This window comes from Methanobrevibacter sp., assembly GCF_045603845.1.
Taxonomy (GTDB): Archaea; Methanobacteriota; Methanobacteria; order Methanobacteriales; family Methanobacteriaceae; genus Methanocatella.
Genome location: NZ_JAZUMY010000025.1, coordinates 1 through 22,715 on the forward strand (window position 1 = coordinate 1; position 22,715 = coordinate 22,715).

At 35.0% G+C, this 22,715-nt stretch carries 19 protein-coding genes and 1 pseudogene; 14 read left to right on the plus strand and 6 right to left on the minus strand.

The features are described 5' to 3' along the window. Positions 1-356 precede the first annotated feature (356 nt). From ACKI2W_RS02550 to ACKI2W_RS02560, 3 genes are all read right to left on the minus strand, one after another. Complete coding sequence (locus ACKI2W_RS02550; RefSeq protein ID WP_407378963.1) at positions 357-2,606, minus strand: C69 family dipeptidase; 2,250 nt, start codon at positions 2,604-2,606, stop codon at positions 357-359. Between the two features lie 140 nt (positions 2,607-2,746). Further along, positions 2,747-2,998 (minus strand): hypothetical protein, encoded by a 252-nt coding sequence (locus tag ACKI2W_RS02555; RefSeq protein WP_407378964.1) that lies wholly within the window; start codon positions 2,996-2,998, stop codon positions 2,747-2,749. A 265-nt stretch (positions 2,999-3,263) separates the two neighbouring features. Further along, positions 3,264-4,451 carry an AAA family ATPase gene (locus tag ACKI2W_RS02560; RefSeq protein ID WP_407378965.1) on the minus strand — a complete coding sequence of 396 codons (1,188 nt, stop codon included), beginning with the start codon at positions 4,449-4,451 and terminating at the stop codon, positions 3,264-3,266. A gap of 576 nt (positions 4,452-5,027) precedes the next feature. On the opposite strand from ACKI2W_RS02560, the gene ACKI2W_RS02565 reads away from it, so the two are divergent. The 4 genes from ACKI2W_RS02565 to ACKI2W_RS02580 all read left to right on the plus strand — a co-directional run bounded on the left by ACKI2W_RS02565 (position 5,028) and on the right by ACKI2W_RS02580 (position 8,682). Beyond that, positions 5,028-6,227 carry an ATP-binding protein gene (locus tag ACKI2W_RS02565; RefSeq protein ID WP_407378966.1) on the plus strand — a complete coding sequence of 400 codons (1,200 nt, stop codon included), beginning with the start codon at positions 5,028-5,030 and terminating at the stop codon, positions 6,225-6,227. 209 nt (positions 6,228-6,436) lie between these two features. Then, positions 6,437-7,513 (plus strand): hypothetical protein, encoded by a 1,077-nt coding sequence (locus tag ACKI2W_RS02570; RefSeq protein ID WP_407378967.1) that lies wholly within the window; start codon positions 6,437-6,439, stop codon positions 7,511-7,513. Positions 7,514-7,562: 49 nt separating this feature from the next. Beyond that, a complete protein-coding gene (locus tag ACKI2W_RS02575) occupies positions 7,563-8,144 on the plus strand; it encodes a zinc-ribbon domain-containing protein (protein WP_407378968.1) in 582 nt (193 codons plus the stop codon). A gap of 25 nt (positions 8,145-8,169) precedes the next feature. Beyond that, complete coding sequence (locus tag ACKI2W_RS02580; protein ID WP_407378969.1) at positions 8,170-8,682, plus strand: nitroreductase family protein; 513 nt, start codon at positions 8,170-8,172, stop codon at positions 8,680-8,682. A gap of 42 nt (positions 8,683-8,724) precedes the next feature. Here the strand turns inward: ACKI2W_RS02580 and ACKI2W_RS02585 are convergent, their stop codons facing one another. Next, complete coding sequence (locus ACKI2W_RS02585) at positions 8,725-8,967, minus strand: hypothetical protein (protein WP_407378970.1); 243 nt, start codon at positions 8,965-8,967, stop codon at positions 8,725-8,727. A 57-nt stretch (positions 8,968-9,024) separates the two neighbouring features. Then, positions 9,025-10,554, minus strand: a complete 1,530-nt coding sequence (gene cobQ, locus ACKI2W_RS02590; protein WP_407378971.1) for a cobyric acid synthase CobQ — start codon at positions 10,552-10,554, stop codon at positions 9,025-9,027. A 153-nt stretch (positions 10,555-10,707) separates the two neighbouring features. Between cobQ and ACKI2W_RS02595 the strand changes: the two genes are divergently transcribed. The 5 genes from ACKI2W_RS02595 to ACKI2W_RS02615 all read left to right on the plus strand — a co-directional run bounded on the left by ACKI2W_RS02595 (position 10,708) and on the right by ACKI2W_RS02615 (position 16,834). Continuing rightward, positions 10,708-11,175 carry a hypothetical protein gene (locus tag ACKI2W_RS02595; protein WP_407378972.1) on the plus strand — a complete coding sequence of 156 codons (468 nt, stop codon included), beginning with the start codon at positions 10,708-10,710 and terminating at the stop codon, positions 11,173-11,175. Positions 11,176-11,346: 171 nt separating this feature from the next. Further along, a complete protein-coding gene (locus ACKI2W_RS02600) occupies positions 11,347-11,469 on the plus strand; it encodes a hypothetical protein (RefSeq protein ID WP_407378973.1) in 123 nt (40 codons plus the stop codon). A gap of 20 nt (positions 11,470-11,489) precedes the next feature. Further along, on the plus strand, positions 11,490-13,196 hold the full coding sequence (locus ACKI2W_RS02605) for a hypothetical protein (protein WP_407378974.1): 1,707 nt from the start codon (positions 11,490-11,492) through the stop codon (positions 13,194-13,196). A gap of 258 nt (positions 13,197-13,454) precedes the next feature. Next, positions 13,455-15,335 (plus strand): ATP-dependent protease LonB, encoded by a 1,881-nt coding sequence (lonB, locus tag ACKI2W_RS02610; protein WP_407378981.1) that lies wholly within the window; start codon positions 13,455-13,457, stop codon positions 15,333-15,335. A gap of 77 nt (positions 15,336-15,412) precedes the next feature. After that, complete coding sequence (locus ACKI2W_RS02615; protein ID WP_407378975.1) at positions 15,413-16,834, plus strand: Mur ligase family protein; 1,422 nt, start codon at positions 15,413-15,415, stop codon at positions 16,832-16,834. Here ACKI2W_RS02615 and ACKI2W_RS02620 read toward each other — a convergent pair. After that, positions 16,824-17,306: a hypothetical protein gene (locus tag ACKI2W_RS02620; protein WP_407378976.1), complete on the minus strand. Its 483-nt coding sequence runs from the start codon at positions 17,304-17,306 to the stop codon at positions 16,824-16,826. The genes ACKI2W_RS02615 and ACKI2W_RS02620 overlap by 11 nt on opposite strands. Positions 17,307-17,465: 159 nt before the next feature. Between ACKI2W_RS02620 and ACKI2W_RS02625 the strand changes: the two genes are divergently transcribed. The 5 genes and pseudogenes from ACKI2W_RS02625 to ACKI2W_RS02645 all read left to right on the plus strand — a co-directional run. After that, positions 17,466-17,828 (plus strand): zinc-ribbon domain-containing protein, encoded by a 363-nt coding sequence (locus tag ACKI2W_RS02625; RefSeq protein ID WP_407378977.1) that lies wholly within the window; start codon positions 17,466-17,468, stop codon positions 17,826-17,828. 74 nt (positions 17,829-17,902) lie between these two features. Then, positions 17,903-18,817 carry a ribose-phosphate diphosphokinase gene (locus ACKI2W_RS02630; protein ID WP_407378978.1) on the plus strand — a complete coding sequence of 305 codons (915 nt, stop codon included), beginning with the start codon at positions 17,903-17,905 and terminating at the stop codon, positions 18,815-18,817. Positions 18,818-18,819: 2 nt separating this feature from the next. After that, positions 18,820-19,119 carry a hypothetical protein gene (locus tag ACKI2W_RS02635; protein WP_407378979.1) on the plus strand — a complete coding sequence of 100 codons (300 nt, stop codon included), beginning with the start codon at positions 18,820-18,822 and terminating at the stop codon, positions 19,117-19,119. Continuing rightward, positions 19,116-21,077: an excinuclease ABC subunit UvrB gene (gene uvrB, locus ACKI2W_RS02640; protein ID WP_407378980.1), complete on the plus strand. Its 1,962-nt coding sequence runs from the start codon at positions 19,116-19,118 to the stop codon at positions 21,075-21,077. Before ACKI2W_RS02635 ends, uvrB begins: the two co-directional genes overlap by 4 nt. A gap of 89 nt (positions 21,078-21,166) precedes the next feature. Next, positions 21,167-22,715: pseudogene (locus ACKI2W_RS02645) on the plus strand (excinuclease ABC subunit UvrA); the annotation flags it as partial.

Here is a 22,715-nt window from a genome sequence, read left to right on the forward strand (position 1 = left end):
AAAATTTATAACAAGCATCGAACAACTAAAATTTATCTTTGAAAATGAATTTAAACAAGTAATTGATAATGAAAGTTATTGGGAAAATTGGCTCTGGAAGTTCCTATGAACTTTTATAATTTTTAGTGTCGTGAACTATATTGTTAATGTCAATATATTCTGAACCCTTGCATATACAAGCTGGTCAAAAGGAATCAGAAATTGCACAATCCAAATTCTTATTTGTTGATTGGTGAAGTTAAAGATGATGATGTTGTAAAAGAGGTTAGGGAACCTAGCTATATTGACAGTCAACAGAGATTATTTTAACATTTTGTGTAAGAATTCTCCGGCTTATGCAGCCGGAGAGGTTCAAATCAATCCTTTGCCATTACAGTTATCATGTTTGAAACTCTAGCGGTTTCATACTCTGAAGTAATGATGTACTCACCAGGTATCAAATTAATGTTCAAACGGGCAACTCCAGATGCATCTGTAGTTCTGGTATAGAATACTCCATTGATGTTGAATCTTACACTTACATTTTCCTTTGGGTTTCCCTGACCATCAACCACTTTTGCTTTAAACTGGCTTCCATCTAAATAGGTCATTTTCATATCATTTGCCGTTAAAATAGGCAATACTGTAATGGTGTATGACGCCATTAATCCTGTATTCGGGTCGGTTGCAGTCAGTATATATGTGCCGGGATTTAATCTGATATTCAGCTTAGCTATACCATCCTGATTAGTTGTACGGTCATAAAATACTCCGTTGATGTTCATTCTAATAGTTTTACCTGCAACGGGATGTTCCTGTTCGTCAAACAATTTGATAAAGAACTGGGAGTCGTTCATATAATATTTTACCAGGTTTTCGGATATCAATGTGGGCAATACATCAATTGCATTTATGGCACCTGCCCCACCATAATAAGTTCCTATATTATAATTACGTGGATTAAGGTTAATATTTAGTTTAACCAAACCGTTTTCACCAACTACACGATTATAAAATACACCACAAATCTTGAAAGTAACTACAGCTCCTCTAGGCACATATTTTCCTTCACCGTCCATGATAGTTGCATAGAATTGTGTTCCGTTTCTATACACTTTAACAAGATCTGTTGTCTTAATGATAATTTCGGTAGAGTGGTCTCCGGGTACAGTAGGAATAACACTGAATTTTGATGCATCAAGATTCAAACTCCTTGGAGGTACTCCATTTTGAATAATTTGGCGTATTTCTTTTCCTGTTTCAAATGCTTTACCCATCATATCATTACAGTATGATGTGATATAATTTGCCCTGCTGTTCTTATCACTCATTTTTGCTGCTGCTGCGAGTACTCTGCTCATTGAAATGAACATATTGCTTTCTGCTTTATACCAGAAATCTTTGACAGGCTCGCCATAAGTTTTGTAGTTGTTTGGTCCTACACAGCGAGAGCAGATATCCTTAAAGAGATAATATGGATAATTTATATTAAAGACATTTTTTTGACTTGCAGGCTGATTAGCTCCATAAGCCCCACCAACATATATACAATCATTGGATACAGGTACAAAGACCCCATAGACCTGCGGACCGCTGCTGACCCAGCTGACACATGACATTTCTGCAGGAAGATTTGAAAACACTTGTATAATATGAGCGCTTAGTGCAGTATCAGTTCCAATCACCCTAATACCAGTTTTACCTGTCTCATCAGGAGAATATGTTGTTCCTTCAAATCTATTGCGCATAAGCTGAGAGACATCCTGCAGTGAAACCTTCTTATCTGGTGTGAAACATAGGGGATACATGGCATTATGATTATATTTGGCACTGAATTTTGAAGGAGCTAAAATGTGGTGTCCAATCCAGGTTCTCCTGTGGGAATAATCTGTAGTCTTCTGATTTCCGGAATATGTATGAAAGAGATTAATTTCATTATTCTTACCATGTACAGCAAAACCCCTTTGTTCTGCAAGACTAAATAATCCTTTAGATATAATATGGTCTTCATAGTCGGATATGTACTCTAAAGAAAATTCATTACCGAAAACTGCCACTTTGTCCCTTGGCAATTTCACCGCAGCATACTGATGTCCGGTATACATCTCTATATACCATGCTTCATTCTGGTCGACAATAAAAGCAATATTGGTTTCACTGCTTCCATACCTGTCAATGATTCCACAAAGAACATTAACACCTTCCCTTGCAGTTCCGCTCTGACAAATCACAAGGTCTACCGCAGCATCTTCACAGATTCCACCAGATTTTAACGGATCTGCTCTCAAAGCGGCACTGTTTGCATATGCTGTAACAGACATGGTCATGGCTACTCCTTTTTCATTAGCAGCAGCAGCCGCATCATGAGAATAACCCGTAGCCGCTACCGTACTGTCCATATATGGTGTTGAAGTGTATTTGTAAGTATTTGCCGGGATTTCCGTTTTTACAGATCCATACTCATTTACAGGCATGACTCGGCCCGGCTGATTTTCTACAGCAGGAGTCACCTCAATATGATTTGCCCAAACGGCAGGATAGTCATTTGATCTTGCAACAATTACTGAACCGTCATCACTAGTATCCGAACCTACATATACGGCCGTACAGGCTGCACATGCCTGCATACTGCACAATATCACCAGACATAATATTAAAATTATCGATTTTTTAGAAAAATATTTAAATTTTATCATAAAAATTCCCTCCCAAAATCAAGTAAATGATTATTTCTGAGAAACAAGCATTTAAACGAGATTAGTTATAACTAATTACTCCACTTTTGGGACAATGCTTTATCACTGAACACTGTTTTTTCCTGGCATTCAGTTACTTCACTTATATTTCCCTTGAAAAATTTCAGGCAATAATCTTTTTTCGGACTGAAGTTGTCACAGTTCAAGTGAATGTTTTCTTTGCAGTTATCGCAGTTTATATCGGTACCTGTTTTGTTCTTACAGTATAATTCATTGTTTTCAGTGAAACGATACTCACAATCTTTAAACACTATATTATCCATTGTTTTACCTCTTCAAATTTGTTTTGAATAATTCCTGGGGAAATATTCATTTTAAACTATATTATATTTTTTCTTTTTTTACTTAATTAAATTATGTTACTTAAACCAACTATTTTAACTTCAACACTAACGTCAATTTTTTTTACAGTTCAGAGTAATTTAAATCATAGTTTTTGCATTATTTTCATGTTTGATTTAGTCGGATTGTGGGATTATTGTCTATGATAACTCTGAAAATATCCATTACATTATTTTAAGCAAATATTCAATAAGGATAAACTCCGGTACGTTCCTTTTCATGATTCAACCAGGTTTCAAGCATTAAGTCTTCAAGAGCATATTTCCCATCAAAATAGTTTATTATTCCTTTATCCTGTAATGTTTTAATATATTTATTTAAGGTCGCTGGTGACATGCTCAAATTCTTTTCCAACTCAGACCAAGTAATGTTTTTCTGATTTAACATGGTACAGATTATATTTTTTTCGTAATTATTTAAGGTACCCCATACTCTAATCCACATTACAAGAATTTGATCCATATTGTTGAGGAAGATGTAATCTATTAAGTCTTCATCATATGTTTCATGAGAGGATAATGCATTATAAAAACTATTTATGTACATAGGTATTCCTTTTGTGTATTCGTAAAAGCGATTGAATCCTTCTTTTGTGAATTTTATTTCAGGAAATCTTTCTTCAAAATAAGATTGGGTTTCCTGTTTTGTGAAAGGATTTATATTTATTTGTATCATCCTTCCTCCAAATGCACCTGTAGCTCCGTTTAACATTTCAATCATATCTGATGTTTGAGAAATTGAACCTGTCATCACATAGCTTACATTTGATTGAAATTGACTGTAGCTTCTCAGCATCCAGAAGAAATCTTCAGGTTTCCTTAATTTCTTAAGCATTTGAAATTCATCAAGGATTATTATGAATCCATCAATTCCCTCAAGGTTTTCTACAACTTTTTGCGGATATTCCATTACAAATTTGCTTATTTTTTTATAGTTGTCTTCTGTTTCAGGTATTGGTATTTCTGATATTGTTGTCCCTTTTGAAAAACTGTAATCTTTAAGTTTTAATTTGTCAATTAAATTTTTCAATAGAAAAGTTATTTTGTTATTGTCATTTAATCTTTCATAAATTGAATTGTTCATTTCATCCAATAGTTCCAATAAAACTGTTTGTGCTTTTAATCCAGCATCGTCCTTGTTGACGATTCTTGAAACATCAAGATAAGAGACTATGAAATTTTCTTTCGAGTCTTGTTTTATTTTTTGAAGTAAAAATGTTTTTCCCACTCCTCTTACTCCTTTAATAAGTAATGATTGTGAAATTCCAAGTTCTAAGGAATTTAAGTAGTATTCTATTTTTTTAATGTCTTCTTTTCTGTTGTAAAAATATTTGTCAATTTCATTTATTGGAATATGTAAAGGTACAATGCTCATTTTAAACACCTGCTATTTTTTATGTATTTTATAAATTATATACTTTAACAATTTGAAGTACTTCATTTAGATATAGTTAAAAATATTACTTCAAACAAATGAAGTACTATAAAAAAATGAAGAAAAAACTTCAACTTCAAGTAAATGAAGTGATAAATTCACAGCCCTTTGATAGTTTATTGCATTTGCTTAGGTTGTCATATTCAATTTTTGCAATTGCATTCTCAATAAATTAGTTAAAAAATAAATATTGCCATAAGTATTGAATAATTCCGATATTAATATGCAAACAGTAACATGAAACTGGTCAAAAAGAATCATAAATTGTAAAATTCTGATTCTCAATTATTGATTGATGAAGTTAATGACAGTGATGTTGTAAAAGATATTTGGGAATCAAGTTTCATTGACATACAATAAATTGTTAACATATAATATGATGATTTAAATTTTTAATAATTTATAATTATATATTACTTTAATTTTTAAATTATTAAATTAATAGTTTTATAAGTTTATAATTTTTATTTTTCAAAAAACATAAACTTATATGTTAATAATTTTATATATTTAATCATGGTAAAGAGAGATTTATATCTGAATAGGATTTCTTCATTAATTGATAAAGACATCATTAAGATTATTGTTGGTGTGAGGCGATGTGGTAAATCGTATATGTTTAGTTTAATCATTGATGAATTACTTAAAAGAGGGATCAGTAAAGAAAATATTCTTCTTATCAATTTTGAAAGTGCAAAATATCGTAATGTTTCAAATCCCCGTGAATTGGATTTGCTTGTCAGTGATTTAACAAAGGACATTAACGGCAGGATTTACATGTTTTTTGATGAAATTCAAAATGTTGATGAGTGGGAAAAATCAATAAATAGCTTCCGAATAGACTATGACTGTGATATTTATTTGACTGGTTCCAATTCAAAACTATTGTCCGGTGAATTGGCCACTCATCTGGCAGGCAGATATATGGAAATTAAAATGTATCCCTTTTCATTTAAAGAATATTTGGATTATAAAAAAGTTTCCCCAAATAAAAAAGCATTCACTGATTATTTGACGTATGGAGGATTCCCGTTTTTACTTTCTCTGGAAAATGAAACTGATAAAATTGAATATTTAAACGATATTTTCAACTCAATATTCCTAAAAGACATAATTGAGAGGTATAACATCCGGGATGCAAGCTTGCTTACAAGAATAGTTGATTTCATTTTAGATAACACTGGAAAAATTGTTTCTTCAAAAAGCATTTCAGATTACCTCAACACAAAAGAAAAAATCCAAGTTTCACCAAAAACAATCTATAATTACTTGGATTATCTTACAAATGCATGTTTGTTGTATAAAGTACAAAGAGAAGATTTGGAAGGTAAAAAAATACTATCCATAAATGAAAAATATTATTGTGTTGATCAGGGATTTAACCAGGTACGTATTGGGCGAAATCAAGTTAATAATAGTAGAATAATTGAAAATATTGTATATTTTGAACTTTTGAGAAGGGGTTATGAAGTAACTATAGGTTGTATTGGAAAGTATGAGATTGATTTTGTCTGTAAAAAGATGGGTGAAAAAATCTATGTTCAGGTAACCAGAGAATTATCTTATGAAGACACTGTTGAAAGAGAATTCCGGCCATTGCTTCTTGTTAAGGATAATTATCCAAAATACGTCATATCAACTGATGAATTTGATATGTCTCAGGATGGAATCAAACATAAGAATATCATAGATTTTTTATTGGATGATGAAATATAATGTATTTGTTCAAAAATGGATATTGTGATAATTATAATTTGTAGAAAACATTTAAAAGTGATAATCTCTGTAAAATGCCCAAAAATTATAAATATTTTTCATTATAAACTAAACTTATAAAATGTATTGTGTAAAATATATATTTAACATGTGTATATTTCTTGAGGAAAATATAGTAAAATTTCGTATTTAAAGCGTTATGTGATATTATGGAAGATAAAATAAGATGTCCAAGTTGCCATAAGCTAAATGACATACATAAATTCTGTATTTTTTGCGGTAAAGAATTGCCGATTGATGAAAATCAGATTAAGCTTATGAACAATAATCCTGAAGCATATTGTCTTAACTGCGGAAGGTCAGTTATGAAAGGCCAGGAAAAATGTGAATGCGGATATGAATTTGGTGATATAAACTGCCCTGAATGCAAAACATCAAATTCATATACAAACAGATTCTGCACCTCATGCGGAGAAAAGCTTTGGACATCCAATGTATACGACTATAAATACTCGGACAGTCTTTTTGAAAAGCATCTTCTCAAGGAAAGATTGCCCTATTCATTGCGCAATACATCATTATACCAGCGTCCCAATATGAATTTTGAAATCTTTAATTTGTATAGTGAAGGGTACTCAAATAGCTTGGAAAGCATAAAATCCAAAGTAGATAAGTATTTATGCGAAATAGGTTCAAGATGGAAAGTTGTTTGCCCTAATTATTGTATAAATTGTATTAATATAATAAAGTCGGATGAATGCTCCTGTACAAAATGCGGATCGACTTTGTTTGCTGATAAAAATAGAGTCACTTGTCTTCAAAGTGAAAATAAATATGTTGAACCTAAATTTTATAAAAGGGCCTTGAAATGGACTCCAAAATCTTCTTATTATTATTTAGACTCTTTAAATCCTGCAATCGGGGAATCTCAGTTTGAATACAGAGAGAGACTAAAATGGGAATTTGCTGAAAACAATTATTATAAAAAAATTTTAATTGACCGTAAACAGAAAGAAGAACAACGTATAAGACTGGAAGAAGAACGTAAAAGAAAGGCAGAGGAACGTGAAAGACAGCTGGCAGAACGCAGAAAATGGGAAGAAGAATATATACGACAATATGGTGGAGGATATTGCAGTTCAAGTTGCAGATATTACTATGAGGAAATTATAGATAGTGGCGGAGGAATAAGTGCTGATTATAGTGATGACATGTGTGGTGTGGATTATCTTTGTAGCCGGGGACATTTTGTATCCCATGGAAGTTTCTGTAAAGATTACGAATAGAACATGAAAAAATTATTAAAACAAATTAATCAGTTAGAGATGGTTAAAAATGACAAAAAAGATATGTCCTGAATGTGGAGCTGAACAGGAAATTTTTGCTAAGTTCTGTAAAAACTGTGGATCTCAATTGAGTGATGAAAACAAAAATGATAATGTAATGAAATGCAGTTATTGTGGGACTGAGTTAAGTGATGAGGCATTCTGTCCTGATTGTGGAAAATCCACGGGAATAAAGATATGTCCTAATTGCAGGCAAAAAACAGTCAATGAGGACTATTGTTCTGTTTGCGGATATAAAATCAATAAAAACATTAAAATATGTGCTAATTGTGGAAACAAAATCGATGCAAGAGCTAAGGTCTGTGCACATTGCGGTGCTAATGTGGCTGGGAAAAATCCTGTTGTGGCTTTGATTCTCTCATTTATTTTCCCCGGTTTGGGTCAACTGTATAATAATCAGAACCAAAAAGGACTCACTCTCATTATTGCATATATTGTGTCATGGATATTGGCTTTATTGCTTATTGGAATAGTATTGGCTATTCTAGTATGGATATATGGAATGTATGATGCATTCGTCTCAGCAAAGGCCATAAACAATGGAGAATTGCTTGAAGATAGGATTTTTTGAATTCAAAAAAACATTAGGTGAAATTATGCAGGATTTTTTACAGCTAGCTGGTGAGCGATATTCAGTTAGAAAATACTCGGATAAAGAAATTGAAGATGAGAAATTGGATAAGATTTTAAGGGCAGGCCAAATTGGACCGACTGCAAATAATTCCCAACCGCAACGAGTTTTTGTAATCAAAAGCAAGGAAGCTCTTGAAAAAATCAGGTCTTTCACGCCATATTCATTCAATGCACCAATCGTTTTGATGATTTGTTATGATGAGAATGTCTCCGGCAATGCACGTGACGGACATGACTACGGCGCTGATGATGCGACAATCGCAACGACACAGATGATGCTTGAAGCGTGGGATTTGGGAATCGGATCCGTTTGGGTAAGAGGATATGACAAACATGAATTGGAAAAATTGTTTGATTTGCCTGAAAATATGGTTTCAGTCGCATTGCTTCCTATAGGCTATCCTTCTGAAAATTCAAAGCCTAGTCCTTTACATTCAAGAAATATTGATATTGATGATATGGTGAGATATTTATAATTTTTAGTTAATAAAAAAAGAGTAAAAAAGAGCTGAATAAGTCTATTCAGCGTTAATTTCAATGTCAAAAGTCATTGCTTCGATTTCAGCACTTTCACCGGATTTGATGGTGTATAGTGGTGAGCCTAGTAAAATTAAGTTGTTGTTGACTTCTCTGATTTTGTTATCAGTGACTTCTTGCATGTGGGTGCCGTCATATAAGAATCCGGCATCGCCGTCGCCTTCTAATTTGTATGAAATTACTTCGCCATTGTTTTTATTTGTAGCTTTTACATTAACAATCATAATTTAAATCTCCATTAAGTTATAGTATTATTTATGTATTTTTCTAATATATTAATATTAGTCTGAAAAAATCAATTTATCAATAGTTTCCATATCCAGATTTTCTTCAACTATTTCTGCAAGCCTGTTCAAAGAGTAATCTTTCTGAGTTTCGTATGGATCTTCGCCAGTTTTGGCTTCAAGACCTTTTTTAGCACGAATATGGTTTAAAAACTCTCTTCTGAAGTTATAGTTATGGAATATTCCATGGAAGTATGTTGCAAAAATATTATCCTGTGATGCACCGTCAATTTTGCCGTCTTCATTGTTTCCCTGTCCTTTTTTGATATTTAAAAGTGCATTGCATGATTTAAGCTCGGTTGTACCTTCATGGATTTCATAGCCGGTAACTTCTTCGCCGGCAATGTTTTTAAATATTTCTCCTGCAATACCATCTAAATTATCTGGAATCGTTGCAACGGATTGGGTTACAATTTTGCCTTGCCTTGAAAAGCTGGATTCAATGTCAAGCAGACCTAAACCTTTGATTGTACCGTGCTCGGATTCACGTTTGTCTTCGTCATGAATTATGTTTCCAAGAATCTGCAATCCTCCGCATATTCCGACAATCGGAATTTCTTCTGATTTTTCAACAATCTTTTGGGCAAGTCCGCTTTCGTGAAGCGCAAATGCGTCTTCTGTTGAGTTACGGGTTCCTGGAATCAGAATAGCATCAACATCTCCGATTTCGTCATTGACACCAATCATCTTTAACGCCACATCATCTTCGTATTCAAATGGATCGATATCGGTAAAATTAGCTATTTTGGGAAGTCTGATGACTCCGATTGTAATGTCTCTGTCTTCTGCAAAGACATGTGTTGTAAGTGATGCTGAGTCCTCTTCAGGCAACTTCAATGTTTCATCATATGGGAGCACTCCTAATACTGGCTCTCCTGTTATCTCTTCAATCCTGTCAAGACCTGGCTTTAGGATATCTAAATTTCCTCTGAACTTATTTATGACTGTTGCCTTGAGACGAGATCGGTCATAATCATCCAGTAAAACGTAAGTTCCGGCAATAGCCGCAAACACTCCGCCCATTTCAATATCGGCTATTAATATCACGTTGGCATCGGCCAGATGGGCAATTTCCATATTTGCAATGTCCTGCTCACGCATATTGATTTCAGCGGGAGAGCCGGCGCCTTCAATAAAGATTATGTCGTTTTGCTCGGATAATATATTAAAGCTTTCTTTAATGGCATCAAATGCAGTGTCGTGGTATTTATGCTGATAATCATAGAAGTTCATGTCTCCAACGGATTTTCCCTGGATAATGACATTTGACGTGAAATTTCCCTTTGGTTTTAACAAAACTGGATTCATATGGATGCTTGGCTCAATCATTGCTGCTTCTGCCTGTAACATCTGTGCAATTCCTATTTCTCCGTTCTCAAATGTCGTATATGAGTTTAAAGACATATTCTGGGATTTGAAAGGAGCCACGTTGTATCCTCTGTTTTTATAAATTCTGCATAAAGCCGCCACAAGCATACTTTTCCCGGCATTTGATGATGTGCCCTGAACCATTAAACATTTTGCCATATGAAATCACTTTAATTTTTTTTTAACTTCAGTTTATTAATATCTATATAAATATTTATATAATTATATTTTCAAAGTATATTTAATGTGAATTTAGGCATACAAAAATTTTTGTTCACATTCCTAATTTCTGATTAGGGGAGATAAGATAAAATGATTTTTTTAAATAATAAGGTTAAAGCCCTATTATTTACATTAGTTATTGCAGGTATATTAATTTCATTGTCTTGCGTTTGTGCAAGCGATGATTTCAATAATGTTGATGTTATAATGGGGAATGGTAATACGGGTGATGTAATCAGTGCATCAGGTGAAATATTTATCAGTCCGGATGGAACTGGTTCTGGAGAAAGTGCTGACAGTCCAACGAATTGGTATAATGCTTATTCTACTGCTAATAATGGAGATACGATTGTCTTTTTGGGCGGAAACTATACTTGGAATTCAATGCAGTCCATCTATAAAAGTCTGACTTTAAAAGGCTATGGCGACAGTGAAGCTATATTGGATGGGCAAAATCAAAACGGCTTTTTTTCAACAACTTATGGAAGCACAGTTAAGTTAGTCAACATGACATTTTTCAATGCGGATACTGGCGATACGGTACTGGAGGCATTGTAAACAATGGAAATTTAATTGTAAACGGTTGTTATTTTGCTGAAAATACAGGATGGGGAACTGAAGGCGGAGCAATACACAATTCAGGCACCTGTGATGTTTACAACTCAACGTTTTTCTCAAACACTGCCAAAAAAGGCGGATCATTTTATGGGGAAAAGGGTTCCGTTTTAAATGTTTACGATAGTATTTTCATTAAAGGCTCTTCAAAAGAAGGAAACTGTTTTAATATTAAAGAAGCAACTGCAAATATCTATAACTGTCAGTTCATCAATTGTTCTGCCAAATCCGGAATAATCCATACCAAAAAGGGTAGCGTGAATATTTACAATTCCAATTTCACTAATTCCAGGGCTGTAGATTATGCTGCCTGTGTGGATGTCGACAAGGAAAGTAGCGTTTTAATTGATAATTGTATTTTCAATAAATGCGTATCAGTCGGAGGCGTAATCTGGAATACTGACGGTAAGAAAATAGGAACTGGTGACGGAGGAGCAGTTTATGTTGAAAAAGGAGGATACTTAACTATTAAAAACTCATTATTTGTTAATTGCAGTGCAAAGGCCAATGGAGGAGCATTATACATTGAATCAAGAGGTGATGCTGTAGTTAATAACTGCTCTTTTATTTCAAACACTGCAGCACAGGGAAGACATATCTACATTGAAGGATCCGTTCCTACTATAAGCGACTGTACTTTTGAAGTAAACGACACTTTAAAAGCTCAAGTTTCAGGTAATGGTGCTAATATTGATATTCAACTTGATGTAGGTACAAACTTCATGCAGTTCAATATTCCTGTTGTGATGTCTGGAAATGAAATTGGGGTTGCAAGTAATGGGAATTCAAATATTCATCTAAGCGGTTTGGCTGAAGGGCAATACAATGTAAGTCTAAATGCCAAGGATAAGATTTCCACAAACAAATATATTTTTAATCAGGAATATGTACTGTTTAAAGTAGGCAATGAAAGTTCCGATGTCAATAAAAGCGATGATGATATCAAATATGCATTAACAGCGCCTGAAGTTGAATTGTATTATAAAAACGGTACTCGATTTTACGCATATCTTGCAGACAATAGCTCCAATCCTGTCAGTGGAAAGGAAGTAATCATTTCAATAAACGGAAATGAATATAAAAGAAGTACCAATGATAATGGAACAGCATCTATTGCAATTAACCTGGATGCTGGAGTTTATGATGTTGATGTATCATCACAAAACATCTCCGTCAAGTCAAAGATTATCGTTCTGTCCACTATAAGTGCAGGTGATATCACGAAAATCTATAGGAATGCAACCCAATTTTATGCAAATTTCACAGCCGGTGACGGCAGTCCTTTAGCGAATAAGCAGATTAAATTTAACATTAACGGAGTATTCTACTACAGAAATACCACAAATAACGGTACTGCTAAGCTAAATATTAACTTGAACAGTGGAAACTACACTATCACATCAACCAATCTTGAAAATGGCGAAGAAACCTCCAATGTGGTTTGTGTTATTTCCAAAATCGTTGAGAATAGGGATATTGTAAAGTATTATAGGAATGCCACCCATTATATCGTCAAATTATTGAATGATGACGGAAGTGCTGCTGGTGCCAATGAAACTGTGGAATTCAACATTAATGGTGTATTTTATAAACGCCAAAGCAATGCATCAGGCTATGCAAAGCTTAACTTGAATCTGGATTCTGGCAGTTACATTATCACTGCAGATTATAAAGGATGTAAGGTTTCAAACAGCATAACCGTTAAACCGGTTCTCTATGCTGAAGATTTGACTAAGACATATGGAACTTCCAACAGGTTTGACGTGAAATTACTGGATGGTCAGGGCAATCCTTTCTCCGGAGAATCCATTATTTTCAATATTAATGGAGTGTTTTATAACAGGACTACTGATAGTGCAGGTTTCGCTCATTTAAATATCAATTTGCAGGCCGGAGAATATATAATCACTTCAGGTTATAATGGAAGTTATATAGCTAATAAAGTTACCGTCACTTCAGCGTAAATGGATATGAATCATATTCATTTATCCCTTTTTTTATTTTTCTTACTTTAGTTTACTAAATTAGAAAACTTTTTATATATAATAAAATCAATATATTTAGTAGTAGGAAAATGAATTTATAAATTGTTGAATTTTAAAATATGATAGAGAGGTTTTTTAATGAAATTAGATGAACAAGAACCAATTGATGATTCTTCTAAAGAGGTTGTTTTAGAACCGGAAATTTCACAAAAGGATGAAGGTGAAGAAACTAAACCTATGTTAGATTATGATAATATCAAAAGTTCTAAAGACATTGAGGTTCCTCCTTTATTGATTGATCAGGTTATAGGTCATGAAGAGTCAATAGAAACAATTAAAAAAGCAGCAAAACAGAGAAGAAATGTTCTGTTAATTGGTGATCCTGGTGTGGGAAAATCAATGCTTGCAAAAGGAATGGCTCAGATATTGCCTCATGAAACTCTTCAAGATGTATTGATTTATCCGAATGTTGAAGATAACAATCATCCTTTAATAAGAACTGTCCCTGCAGGCGAAGGTAAAAAAATTGTTAAAGCTACTAAAGGTTCTGCTAGAGGCCATGAGGAACGTAAAACTCTTTTAACTACATTAGCTATTGGTGGAATACTGGTCATTGGATTTTTCTATGGAAGAATTCTCGAATCCATTATTGCGGCTGCATTAATATTACTTATTTCCATTCAAATCAAACCAAAAAATAATGTGATGGCTCCAAAATTGTTGGTAAACAATGAAGAGAAAAGATTCGCACCATTCATGGATGCAACAGGTGCACACGCAGGAGCATTACTTGGAGATGTACGTCACGACCCATACCAATCTGGAGGATTAGGAACTCCGGCACATGAACGTGTAGAAGCAGGTATGATTCACAAGGCTAACCGTGGAGTACTCTACATTGACGAAATAGGTACAATGTCAATGAAAACCCAACAGGAACTTTTATCCGCAATGCAGGAAAAGCAATATGCCATTACAGGACAAAGCGAAAACTCAAGTGGTGCAATGGTAAGATCACAGGCAGTACCATGTGACTTTGTTCTTGTAGCATCAGGAAACCTTCAGGTTTTGGAAGGCATGCACATTGCAATGAGATCACGTATCAGAGGTTACGGTTACGAAGTATTCATGAAAGATTATATGGATGATACAACTGAAAACAGGCAGAAATTAGTCCAGTTCGTTGCTCAGGAAGTTAAAAATGACGGCAGAATTCCTCATTTCGCTCCGGATGCATTGGATGAAATCATCATGGAAGCCAAACGCAGATCAGGTAAACAGAATGCACTGACCTTAAGATTAAGGGATTTGGGTGGTCTGGTCAGATCTGCAGGTGATGTAGCTATCGAAAAAGGCGAAGATATCGTAACAGCGGAACATGTCGTTGAGGCAAGAAGATTCGCCAGAACCCTGGAACAGCAAATAGCTGACAGGTCAATTATCCAAAGAAAAGATTACAGTATGGTATCTGCCGAAGGAGGAAGAGTCGGATTGGTAAATGGACTTGCCGTTATCGGTGACAGAAGCGGTATCGTTTCCCCAATCGCTGCTGAAGCAGCACCTTCACAATCCAAGAACGGTGGACAAATCATTGCTACCGGTAAATTAGGTGAAATCGCTTCAGAATCAGTTCAAAACGTAAGTGCACTTATTAAAAAATACACTAACAAGAACCTTTCTGATTATGATATTCACGTTCAGTTCATCCAAACCTATGATGGGGTTGAAGGTGACTCAGCCAGTGTAAGCATAGCTACTGCAGTGATATCTGCTGTTGAGGAAATTCCGATAGACCAAACAGTGGCTTTAACAGGTTCACTAAATGTTCGTGGAGATGTAATGCCTATTGGTGGTGCCACAGCTAAAATTGAAGCTGCTGCAGAATCCGGAATGAAAAAGGTACTGATTCCTAAATCAAACATGAAAGATGTCATGATTGAGAAGAAATATGAGGACATGATTGAAATTATTCCAACCGAAACATTAAGTGATGTTTTAGAAAACATTTTAATCAGCGGAAGCAAAAAAGACCAATTGATTGAAAAGATGAAATCAATTGGTTCAAAAGTTGCCGACAAAGTTCCTCAATCAACTTTACAAAAACCAACTACCAATTAGTTGGTTTACAACTATTTTTTTTAATTTTCAACTATTTTTCCAAAATAATTATATATTTTGTTTTATAAGTATTAATTATGAGTGTTAAAGTGAGTATTGCAAAATTATTAGCTCAAATTGGAGGACCTATATCAAAGTTAGGTTCCGGCAGTGGTAAAAGTTTTGCAGGAATAGTTTTTACAAAAATTGCAGGAATAGATGCAATTTCAGAATTATCACATGATTTGGATATTGGATCCATCATACTTACGGGAACTAACGGGAAAACAACAACCACAACCCTTTTAATCAAATTATTATCAAATGATGTTCCAATTAGAAGCAGTTTTGAAAGTAATACAATCAATGCAATTGCTTCAGCATTAATTCAGCAGAAGGGAGATATTGGAGTTTTTGAATATGGTATCCGTAACAAGAAATATGGAATTCCTGACACCGTTCAGAGAGTTGTCGATCCTGTAGGTGTGGTCTACACAACCATTTCTCCGGAACATGCTCAGGTTGCTGGTGTTAAAAATCCTTTCAATGAATATTATGAAGCTAAAGAGCTGTTATCCAAAGGCATGGATAATGGAGTAATCATTACAAACTGTGACGATCCAAGAACGGCATTTTTAGGATATAAAAAACGTGATGATGTAAAAATCAATTATTATGGTCTTGAAGTCGATGATATCCATGACTTCTTTGATGCGGACGTAATCGAATGTCCTAATTGTGGAAAGGAACTGACTTATGAAAAACGCTTTTTAAATCACAGAGGCATATATTCCTGTGAATGCGGATTTAAACGTCCTGAAGCCGATGTTAAATTAACTAATGTTGAATTCACAAATGAAAAGTGGATGCTGACAATCGAAGGGGATTTGTTCAACTATCCGACCAATAAACATGTTTCATTTAAAGTTGATTTAACAGTGCCTCCGTTCGGTTTCCACAACATTTACAATACTCTTGCTTCAATTACAGCTTATGCAACATTCACTCCAAAAACAGAAAACATTGAATCAACCGTTAAGGACGTATTCAATAATCTGGACATGTCATTCATCCCTCCGGGAAGATTTGAAGTTGTAAAACATGAAAATAAATTAATAGGCTTAGGTCAGGGTGATAATGGTGATGCGGCCAAAATCAATGCGCTTTTTATGAATCAGTTCATTGATGGACCTTTGGAATTCATTTACACTACTCCGGACGTTGATGAGGAAGAAATATTTGATGATCACTTTGAAGTAATCAAGGCACTCAAGCCAAGCCACGTCATTGTGGTTCCCGGAAGAAAATCCATAGAAAAGGCTGAAGAATATTATAATATCATCAAAAAAGAGTATCCTGATGCCGAATTTTATCCGTTGAGCTATGATGAGATGACCAAAAGAATCAATAAGCTGTATGAACTGGCAATTGAATCAGAATATGACTATGTTATTATGACAGGCTGTGGTGAAGAGCAGGCCATGTGGGAAAACATAAAGCAAAAATTAATCAAGAGATAATTTTCTTTTCAATTATCTCTACCAATTTTTTGTATAATCCGTCATCACTTCTTTCAATTTCTCTAAAGCCGGATTCGACTTTGCATCCGCACAAATCCGTTGTTCCGATGATGTAGTTGGATGTGTTTTTTTCAATCAGTATTCCAAAATACAGTTCGTTTTCATGAGCATTCTTTTCATATTCTTCAGGAGTGATTTTGATTGTATCATCGACAAATGAGAATATGTCACATTCATTTACAATTGGAATGAATGCAAGCATTCCGCAGTTGATGAATATATTTTCCTCTTTTAAGATTTTCATGAATTTGTCCTCGTAGCTGTCTTCATCTGAAATGCCATAACCTGTAATTTCATCAATTGTATTGCTACCCATGTAGTGATTTTCATCAATTATTGTAGCAACCAAATCAGGATCCATATAATTATTGCAGGAAGCCCTTATATTTTTAACAGTTTCATAAACATCCATCACAATACGCCTCGTACTTTTTATATAATTCAATGACTTCATCAGTTCTATGAATTTTACTAATCTAATATAATTAGGCTATATATAATTATGTTTAAAAATTAATTAATTTTTTGTGTAAATTAAGTTTAAATACTTTTACTTAATAATTTAATAATAATGACTCGAATTTGTTCTAAATGTGAATATGAAAATCAGGATGATTATGATTTCTGTGCAAAATGTGGCAATCCTTTAATTGAAGGAGTACAACCTAAAAATTTCATTGTTTATCATGCACAGCCAAGACTCAACAAAAAAGCGATATTTCTGTCATATCTTGTAACTATCTTTCTTTCATGGAGCGGATTTATCGTGGGTGTTATTTCAAAGCATACAAACATGGCAATATTCACGTTTTTCGGATTTTTCTTACCATTTTATCTTATGCAGGCTCCGGTTAAGGAGTTAAGACGTCATGGTTACATTCAATTAATCATATCTACCATTGGAGTAATGCTGTCAATTTATGTAATGTTTTGAATGACTTAATGTTATACTTAACTTTTTATTACTTGAAAACCATATTAATCAATGTATATAAATTTGGTGATATTATGATTATAAGTGGTTCAGCTTCTCAAGATTTAGCAGCTCATGTTGCAAAGGAATTAGGGGAAGAATTATGTTATGTTGAATGTAAGAAGTTTCCTGACGGAGAAAGGTATTTGCGTGTCACTGAGGCCGTTGATGAAGAGGTAACTATCATCCAGTCCACAGGATATCCTCAGGACGAAAACCTGATGGAATTGTTGTTTTTAATTTCAAATATTAAAGACTTGGGAGCAAAATACGTTCGTGTTGTAGTTCCTTATATGGGTTATGCAAGACAGGAAAAACGTTTCAATGACGGTGAAGCAGTATCTGCAAAAATTATCGCTAATCTGATTGAATCAGCAGGTGCTGATGAATTCATTACTTTCAATATTCATGAAGAATGCGTTTTAGACTTTTTTTCAATTAAAACCCAAAACGTTTCCGCAATGCCTGCAATAGCAGATTACATCAATAAGAAATATATCAAAAAGGAAAAGGATAATCCAATTATCATTGCTCCGGATAAAGGAGCTTACGGATTTGCACGTGAAATGGCCGAAATTATTGGCTGTGACTGTACTTACTTGTCCAAAGTCCGTTTAGGTCCGGATAAAGTGGAAACAAGAATCGTTGATGTTAGATGTGACGGTGCTGATGAAAGTACAGTTAACGTTGATGCAGTTAAAGGCAAAAACGCTTTTATTATAGATGACATTATCGCTACCGGCGGAACAATTGTAAACGCTATTAAAATCTTAAAACAGTATGGTGCTGAAAGCGTTGATGTATGCTGCGTTCATCCAATACTAGTAAACGGCGGGGCTGTGAGAATATACTCAGCAGGTGCTGATAAGATTATTTCAACCAACAGCTTATCTTCAGACACTTCCCGTGTTTCACTAGCCCAAAGCATAGCTGACGTGTTGAGGAAATAAAAATGCCAATCGATAAAGAAAAAATCAAGCAGGAATTAGTGAATGAATCAAATAAAATTCTTGCTGAGTGGAATGAACCCTATGAAGTTGATACTATATCTGTAATGAATATGCAGGGAAAGACTACTTTTTTAGGTTCTTTAAGAGTGTTTGATGAAAGAAATGCTCCTGCCATTATGAGGGAAGTTCAATCCAAACTGGCCAAATATGGTAAATTGTCCGTAAGAGATGAAAGAGTAGTTCCGTGCTGTTCAGCAAGATACACCCATATCAGCTTCAATATAACTGTAGATAACTCATGAAAGAATTTAAACTAAATTCACCATATAAACCACTTGGTGATCAGCCAAAAGCTATTAATTCATTGGCTAAAGGTATTAAGGATAATATTCGTGAACAGACATTGCTTGGAGTAACCGGTTCGGGAAAGACTTTCACAATTGCAAATGTCATTGAAAAGGTCCAAAAGCCAACACTGGTCATTTCACATAATAAAACCTTGGCTGCACAGTTATATGAGGAATTCAAGGAATTCTTCCCGGACAATGCTGTCGAATACTTTGTCAGCTATTACGATTATTATCAGCCTGAAGCTTATGTGCCAAGAACAGATACCTTCATTGATAAGGAAGCATCCATCAATGAAGAGATAGATATGATGCGACACTCCGCAACCCAATCTCTTCTTTCAAGGGATGATGTGATTGTCGTAAGCAGTGTGAGCTGCATCTATGGTATCGGTTCTCCAGAGGATTATGGGGAATTTGCATTCGGAATAGCTGTTGGAGACATTTATGACAGATCAGATATCATCAAAAAACTAGTTTTCATGCAATATGAACGTAATGACATCGAATTTGACAGAGGACATTTCAGAGTCAGAGGGGATGTCATTGAAATAAACCCAGTTCACGGAACGCCGCCGGTCAGAATTGAACTTTTCGGCGATGAGATTGATGCGATAAGCATTATTGATAAAGTTACGGGCAAAAAACTGGAAAGTCTACCAAGATACATGATTTTCCCTGCAAAGCACTTTGTAGTAGGTCAGGACAAGATGGATGTGGCAATTTCCAAAATCAAAAATGAACTGGAAGAGCGCTTGAATGAATTGAATGCGATGAATAAGCTTCTGGAAGCTCAAAGACTGGAGCAAAGGACTCGTTTTGATATTGAAATGCTTCAGGAAATGGGATACTGTCCTGGAGTAGAAAATTACTCAATGCATCTGTCCGGACGTGAATGGGGTGAAAAACCATACTCTTTATTAAAATACTTCCCTGATGACTTCTTGACAATTATTGATGAATCTCACGTTACTGTTCCTCAAATCAGAGGAATGTACAATGGAGACCGTGCCCGTAAGGAAACACTGGTCGAATACGGATTCAGATTACCTTCCGCAAAGGAAAACAGGCCTTTAAGGTTTGATGAGTTTGAATCAAGCATAAATCAAATAATATATGTTTCAGCAACGCCTGGACCATATGAACTGGCTAAATCAAGAAATGTCGTCGAGCAGATTATCCGTCCGACAGGACTGGTTGACCCTGAAGTGATAATAAGGCCTGTTGAAGGCCAGGTTGAGGATTTGCTTGGTGAAGTTAAAAAACGGGCTGAAAAGAATGAAAGGGTGCTTGTTACAACCCTGACCAAAAGAATGGCCGAGGATCTGACTGACTATTACGCAAAAATAGGCGTCAAGGTAAGGTATATGCACTCCGAAATCGATACCCTTGAGAGAATTGACATTGTCGATGACCTAAGAAGGGGAACATTTGACGTTCTTGTTGGAGTAAACTTATTAAGGGAAGGTCTTGATTTGCCTGAAGTTTCACTGGTGGCCATTTTGGATGCCGATAAGGAAGGATTTTTAAGAAACGAAACCTCACTGATACAGACCATAGGCCGTGCGGCAAGAAATGTCAACGGTCAGGTAATAATGTATGTTGATGAAATGACCCAATCAGTTAGAAATGCAACTGAAATTACTAAAAAACGTCGTTTCCTCCAGATGAAGTACAATGAGGAACATGGCATCGTGCCTAAGTCAACCACACGTACGTTAAAAGAGAAAACCGAAACCGAAGAAAAAATTGCATCAGGTGCAGATATAGCTAAAATGCCTAAAGACGAGCTCAGATTGCTTATTAAGGATATTGAAAGTGACATGAAGGAAGCTGCATCAAGACTTGACTTTGAACGTGCTGCTGAGCTTAGAAACAAATTATATGCACTTAAGGCATTTGACAAAAACTGAAAAATATTTCTTTTCAAATGCTCTCTCTCTAATAGTTTATATAGAATAGAACAATAATATTATATTACTTAAATTTTTAGGAGATTATCATGACAGATGAGTCTAAAAAACAGATTATCATTAAAGGAGCTAGGGAACATAATTTGCAAAATATTGATGTCAGTGTTCCTCGTGATGAATTCATAGTAATTACTGGTCTTAGTGGTTCTGGAAAGTCTTCATTGGCTTTTGATACAATTTATGCTGAAGGACAGCGTAGATATGTTGAATCTTTATCTGCCTATGCAAGACAGTTCCTTGGTCAAATGAAAAAACCGGAAATGGAGTACATTGAAGGACTGTCTCCAGCTATTTCCATTGACCAGAAGACAACCAGGGAAAACCCAAGATCAACTGTAGGTACCATTACGGAAATTTATGATTATTTAAGATTATTATTTGCCAGAATAGGCATTCCTCACTGTCCGAACTGTGGGCGTGAAGTATCCCATCAGACTATCGGACAGATTGGAGACAGCATAATCGAGGAAGGTGAAGGCCTTAAAATCCAAATATTGTCTCCTGTCGTTCGGGACAGAAAGGGTCAGCACAAGGATGTCTTGGAAGATTTAAGAAACAAGGGTTTTGTCCGTGTAAGGGTTGACGGTGAAATCCGTGAGCTTGAAGAGGACATTGAACTTGCAAAGACATACAGGCACAGTATTGACGTTGTTGTTGACCGTTTAAAAATCAGAAAGGATGTTGACTTTAAAAGGAGGCTGGTTGATTCACTGGAAACCGCAGCAGAATTCGCTGAAGGTCTCATTAATGTCCTGTTTGATGACGGAAATGGGGAATATGAAAAGAAATACTCCGAGCACTTTGCATGTGTCGACTGCGGAATAAACTTTGAAGAGCTGACTCCCCGTATGTTTTCTTTCAACGCTCCTCAGGGGGCCTGTCCTGAATGTAACGGTATAGGTTCCAAAATGGAAATAGATCCTGATTTGATTGTCCCGAACAAGCATCTGACTTTGAATGAAGGTGCAATTGTGCCGTGGGCATCATCTGCCAAAAGGGAAAATTATTATTATCAGATGCTTGAAGCGGTTTCAAATCACTTTAATTTCAGTATGGATGTTCCGTTCAATGAACTGCCACATGAATATCAAGATACTATTCTTTATGGATGCAGGGATAAAATCGCATTCACATTCAAAAGAAGAAACAAGTCATACATGGTAAACCGTAAGTTTGAAGGAGTCATTCCAAGAATGGAGAGATTATATCTTGAAACCAAATCAAATTACTCAAGGCATTACATTTCAAAATTCATGAGTGACAGAAAATGTCATGTCTGTAATGGTAAAAGGTTACGTCCGGAAATACTTGCAGTTACTGTTGGAGGCAAATCCATTGCTGATGTTGTAGAACTTCCAATAAAAGATTCCTATCAGTTTTTCCTTGATTTGGAATTAACTGAAAGAGAACTATTCATTGCTAAAGAGGTTTTAAAAGAAATCAGGGAAAGGTTGAAATTCCTGGTAGATGTAGGGCTTGATTATTTATCTATGGAGCGTTCTTCAGGTACATTGTCCGGTGGAGAAGCCCAAAGAATAAGACTGGCTACTCAAATCGGATCAGGTCTTGTTGGTGTTT